5 protein-coding genes are annotated in these 5,190 nt (G+C 44.4%); 4 read left to right on the plus strand and 1 reads right to left on the minus strand.

The genetic code is table 11. The features are described from left to right. From NZM04_00225 to NZM04_00235, 3 genes are all read left to right on the plus strand, one after another. Positions 1–1,765 (plus strand): ATP-dependent helicase (locus tag NZM04_00225; GenBank protein MCS7062469.1); only part of this gene is annotated, 1,765 nt, incomplete at its 5' end. 357 nt (positions 1,766–2,122) lie between these two features. Beyond that, complete coding sequence (locus tag NZM04_00230) at positions 2,123–4,309, plus strand: ATP-dependent helicase (protein MCS7062470.1); 2,187 nt, start codon at positions 2,123–2,125, stop codon at positions 4,307–4,309. Positions 4,310–4,460: 151 nt separating this feature from the next. Next, positions 4,461–4,595, plus strand: a complete 135-nt coding sequence (locus tag NZM04_00235) for a hypothetical protein (GenBank protein MCS7062471.1) — start codon at positions 4,461–4,463, stop codon at positions 4,593–4,595. Here the strand turns inward: NZM04_00235 and NZM04_00240 are convergent. Then, entirely contained in the window at positions 4,580–4,738 is a 159-nt protein-coding gene (locus NZM04_00240; protein MCS7062472.1) for a hypothetical protein, read from the minus strand. The two genes, NZM04_00235 and NZM04_00240, sit on opposite strands and share 16 nt — an antisense overlap. Before the next feature lie 23 nt (positions 4,739–4,761). Here NZM04_00240 and NZM04_00245 point away from each other — a divergent pair. Further along, on the plus strand, positions 4,762–5,190 hold a 429-nt coding region (locus tag NZM04_00245), incomplete at its 3' end, for a hypothetical protein (GenBank protein ID MCS7062473.1).

Consider the following 5,190-nt stretch of genomic DNA (forward strand, 5'->3'; position numbering starts at 1 on the left):
TCTCCTTGTCAAAACCATTAGGAATTCAATCAATTGGAGCCCCAATATAACTTTCTCCGAACAATACCACTTAGCTTCCCAAATAGCTGAATTGTCCGACCTTACCAAAAGTCTCGGTTTTAGCCATACTCACTCCGATGAGCAGCTCGAAGCACAGAACGAAAACATATGTATGTCTAAGATTGACGTCGTGCTTGAGGAAAAGATCAAGGAAGTGGGTTTATTAACCCGCTACTCCTTGAAGTCATCGATACCCAGATCTGACAACAAAAATTTTCCAAAAAACATTTTTTTTGAGGAATGGATTCCATTGTGGAAGCATCTAACAACTCTATTATGGGATAAGAGGATCATCACTCTAGAGGACCAAAAATATTGGGCACTACATCTACTGAAAAATGATGAAGATACACAACAGTGGCTGAAGCAGCAGAAGATAACTCACGTCATGGTAGATGAGTTTCAAGACATAAACTATCTCGATCTCTATCTCATCTGCCAAATCGTTCATGTGTCTAAATCACATTTATACATAGTAGGAGACGATGATCAGTGCATCTATGAATGGCGCGGCTGCAGTCCAGACTTTATTCGTGATCCAGACAGGCATTTATCTTCCATTTGCAACAGTTCAGGCTTTGAAACAATACTACTTGAACGAAACTACCGTTGTCCATGCAACGTAATCGAGCATTCATTAAAGCTCATAAGCAATAACCAGTCGCGCCTACCTAAGCGTATCATAGCTGTCCAGTCTCAAGAGGCAAATATCCGCATCCTTTCCTTTCCGACGGCCTATTTCTCAATGCAAACCGTCGTCAAGTTAGTAGCTTCGTTCACCAAAAAACATCCCCAACACTCCATCGCCATCCTCGGAAGAAAGAAATGCCAGTTGGTCCCAATCCAAGTTCTCCTTAACAAGCAAGGGGTGAGATTCCACATCGATGAAGACTTAAATATTTTCCTCGCACCAGCTTTTTCGTCCTTTAAAGAAGTCCTCAGCCTCATACCCACCGCCAATCAATCCTTCGATGTAAGCACAGTTATTAAAAACTTCATGGCCATGCTAGACCGAGCCTACCGCTACCCCGTCTCCAAAAGAGAGCGCCCCCAAATCATGGAGTATTTACAAAATCTAAAACCAAAAACGCTCAACGAAGCCGTAAACCACTTTGCACGATACCGTGGAAATTTTAAGGGTGATGTTAGCCCGAAAAAAGTCGCGGACAAACTCGAGCGGTTGCTTCATACTCATACGGTCAAAAATGCTCTGATGGAAATAAACGAATCCATGAAAGGATTCGAGAAAGACTTCCGAAAATCCAGAGAGGATATTTTTCACTCTGATCCTCCTTTCAGCTTCCTCATCGACCTTGCCAACGATTACGAGTCGGATTTTTCAGCCTTCATCAAGGATATCGAAAAAACCATCAACTCTACAGATAGATCATCTGACAAAAGTTCAATGGTAGAACTCATGACAGCCTTTCGTGCAAAAGGACGTGAGTTCGATACGGTAATCATCCTGGATGCCAATGAGACCATATGGCCCACAAAGATGGCTGTGGAAAGAGGATACCTTGAGGAGGAACGTCGCTTATTCTATATGGCAGTCACACGGGCAAGAAATAATCTACTCCTAGTCGTAAGCGATAGAATACAAGGTGAAGTTTTACCTCGATCACGATTTATCGATGAACTCGAATTGCCTGAGTCAGCATGGGTGCGAAAACACACAGTCGAGATGCTTTCTCTGCGCGTATAAACCAAATTTTAATCACAAATCCCACAAGCCTATTCTACCAATTCACTAACATAAAAGATGAGCTCAGCAAAATTGCCCCATTCATAATGTTTGACCAGGCGGACTTGCGTCAAAAAAACAGCTTATCCCAACCACCGATTGTTCTTTTTAAGCCAGCAGAATTATCCTCTTAGTTCTGCTCCCGAATTCTAGATTTGAAAATTACCTAAAACGCGCCCTACTGGCTCCTAATCCGCCAAACACAGTTCAGATAGCATCCATCCTGCAGAGTGGTATCGACGAAAAATCCCGCGATTTTGTCAAGCTTCACCGTGCTTTACACTGAAACATGATGAAGATAACACTCCAATCCCGACTATGTTGATCCAAGATGTTAGAAAACTAGCACACAAACAGGTCTCTGTGATTGCTAGCAAACTTCTATCCGAACAGAAGAGTTACAAAATTGATGATTTCAAGCTCGATGAATCTCAAACCAAACTTATAAATTCAAATAGACGTTTTATTCGCGTAATCGCCCCCGCTGGTGCAGGAAAAACAAAAAGCCTAGTTGCAAAAGCAGCCAAGATCATCTCAGATAACCCATCCGCTCGTATTCTAACTTTCACCTTTACCAATGCCGCAGCTCAAGAATTCAAGCAACGTGCGATAGAGATGGGACTTTCTCAAGAGTGTGGATTACATGTATGCACAATTAACTCCTTTGGCTACGAATTGATCAAAAAATTTGTCCCGAACTGTCAGTTAGTTACGCCTCAATCGGATTGGGCTTTAATCCTACGATGTATTATAGACTTATTGAAATCCAGACCGATTCTGCGACAAGATGAACAAAACTCATACCTCAATCAAATTGCTGAACTAACAGATCTCACCAAAACTTTAGGCTTTTATCACAATTCTTCGATCCAAGAAACACAATCACACTATAACGCTCTGTGCACATTGAAAAGAGATACAATCCTTCATCTAAAGATGAGTGAAGCCAATCTCGGTAGTGATAACCTCTTTTCAACTCACAAAAACGAGTTCATGGACATCTTCTTCCAGAAATGGTTCCCATTCTGGCAGGAGCTGACGACACAACTTTGGAATTCAAAAATTATCACGCTGGAAGATCAGAAATATTGGGCATTGCATCTACTAGCCTATGATCAAAAAGCACAGACTTGGCTGCTACAACAAAAAATATCCCATGTATTGGTTGATGAGTTTCAAGACATCAATTACCTCGAACTCTTCTTTGTCGCCCAAGTCGTTCACATGTCGAATGCAAATTTAATTATCGTAGGAGATGATGACCAGTGCATCTACGAGTGGCGCGGCTGCACCCCCCATTTCATCCAAGATCCTGACAAATACCTAGCCTTTTTCTGCAATGATGAAAAATTTGAAACTGTATTCTTAAAACGAAACTACCGCTGTCCACGTAATGTCGTTGAACACTCCTCGAAGCTCATAAATAAAAACCAGTTCCGTATATCAAAGCATATTGAGGCCGTTCAGACGCAAAATGCCAATATTCGAGTTATTTCGCTCCCGAGTGCATACTACACCATCCACATCGTCCATGAGTTAGTGGCTCAACTCTCAACCCTTCATCCCCAACACTCCATTGCCATCCTCGGCCGTAAAAAGTGCCAACTCGTCCCCATCCAGATCTTATTCACAAAACATGGAACCCGATTCAAGATAAGCAACGACCTGAACGTGTTCCTCACCCCCACCATATCGAACTTTAAGAAAGTATTAACCGTATTGCTGGATCGTAATACACCTATCGGTGAGGCTCGCTCGATTCATAACCTCTTTGTCTTGCTCAATAATTTATACCGTCTGCCTATATCACTCTCAGAGCGTAAAAGCATAATCAAATTCTTAAAACCCCACAACCCACAAACCCTCGAGCAAGCTATAAATCTTTTCGCTACTTACCCAGGCCCATTGAAGCGCGGAAACGCTGACCCAGAAGATTCTGCCTTTAAACTTAAGTTCTTCCTAGAATCTAAAACCGTTAAAGCTGCATTAATAGCTATCAGAGATCACTTTAAAGGCTTTGAAAAGGACTTCCGCAAAGCAAAAGACGATATCTTTTACTCAGACCCACCTTTTGGCCATCTCATCGATTTAGCAATTGATTACGAATCCGATTTTGCAGCTTTTATCCTAGACATCGAAAAAAGTCTCCAAGAAGCTAACGGTTCTATCTCCAACAATACTAATGTAGAACTAATGACCGCCTTCCGTGCCAAAGGCCGTGAGTTCGACACCGTGATCATCCTTGATGCTAACAATACCATCTGGCCAAGTTCCCAAGCAGAAGAAAGTGGCTTCCTCGAAGAAGAACGAAGATTATTCTACGTCTCCGTTTCCCGAACTAGAAATAATCTCCTCATATTCGACAGCGGAATGGTGCAAGGCAAACTGCTAAGTCCATCTCGATTCATCAAAGAGCTTGAATTGCCAGACTCAGCATGGATGAAAAACAACGACCTCAAAAAACTATCTAATCAGCTATTCCAAAATCTTCTAATTTCAAGCTAAAGTCGTTTCTGGGGTAATACAATTGTCTCGCTACTCACACACAAGCGTTGTTATTCTGAAGTTATACATCCCGTTTGTTTAATTGCACTAATACTTAAATCCCCCCAAATCCGCCCACTTCTGCTCCATGTGCGGCCCCCAATTCTGCTCCATGAAAATCACCGAAGACCTCCGCCAATACGCCGCCGCACAAGGCATCACCCAGGACGAAGCCCTCAAGCGCGGCATGGAAGAAAAGTCCCGCGAATTCACCCAAAAAGGCAGCGAGCTCTACACAAAAGTATAACCCAACCGCCCCACCCCACCTCCACACACCCTCCCCCCACCCACTCCAAGCCCCCCAAAAAAACCCCACCGCCCCTCCCTTGTCAAACCACTCCCCCAAATCACGCCACCCCCTCCATCCACAGTTGCCTTATAAATTGCCATCTGACATGATTCCTTAAAAACCAATGCCACCAAAAAAAAGCCACACCCATCCCCAAAGCGAACCACCCGATTTTCGTCACCCCGAAGCCAAACGCAAAAATAACCCACCCGCAGGCTTCGCCCCCACCTACGAAGTGCGCGAGCGCCAAACCAAGACCTACGCCTACGACCCCCACCTCGATCCCCAACTCCAATGGGCCGGCAAAGCCGAGCACACCAGCTTCGAGACAGACGTCGTCTCGCTCCACATCCACGAGCGCATCTCCACCCGCGCCATCCTCAACGCCGTCCGCCGCCCCCAGCCGCCACAACCAGATCTCTTCGGCGAAACGCCCCTGCCAGCAGATAAGCAGGTCGAGTTCTACAAACACGAAGTCGGCTGGGCCAACCGCCTAATTCTAGGCGATTCGCTTCTCGTGATGAACTCACTCCTGGTCAAAGAGACCATGGCC

Source organism: Candidatus Methylacidiphilales bacterium, from assembly GCA_025056655.1.
In the GTDB taxonomy this organism is placed as follows: domain Bacteria; phylum Verrucomicrobiota; class Verrucomicrobiia; order Methylacidiphilales; family JANWVL01; genus JANWVL01.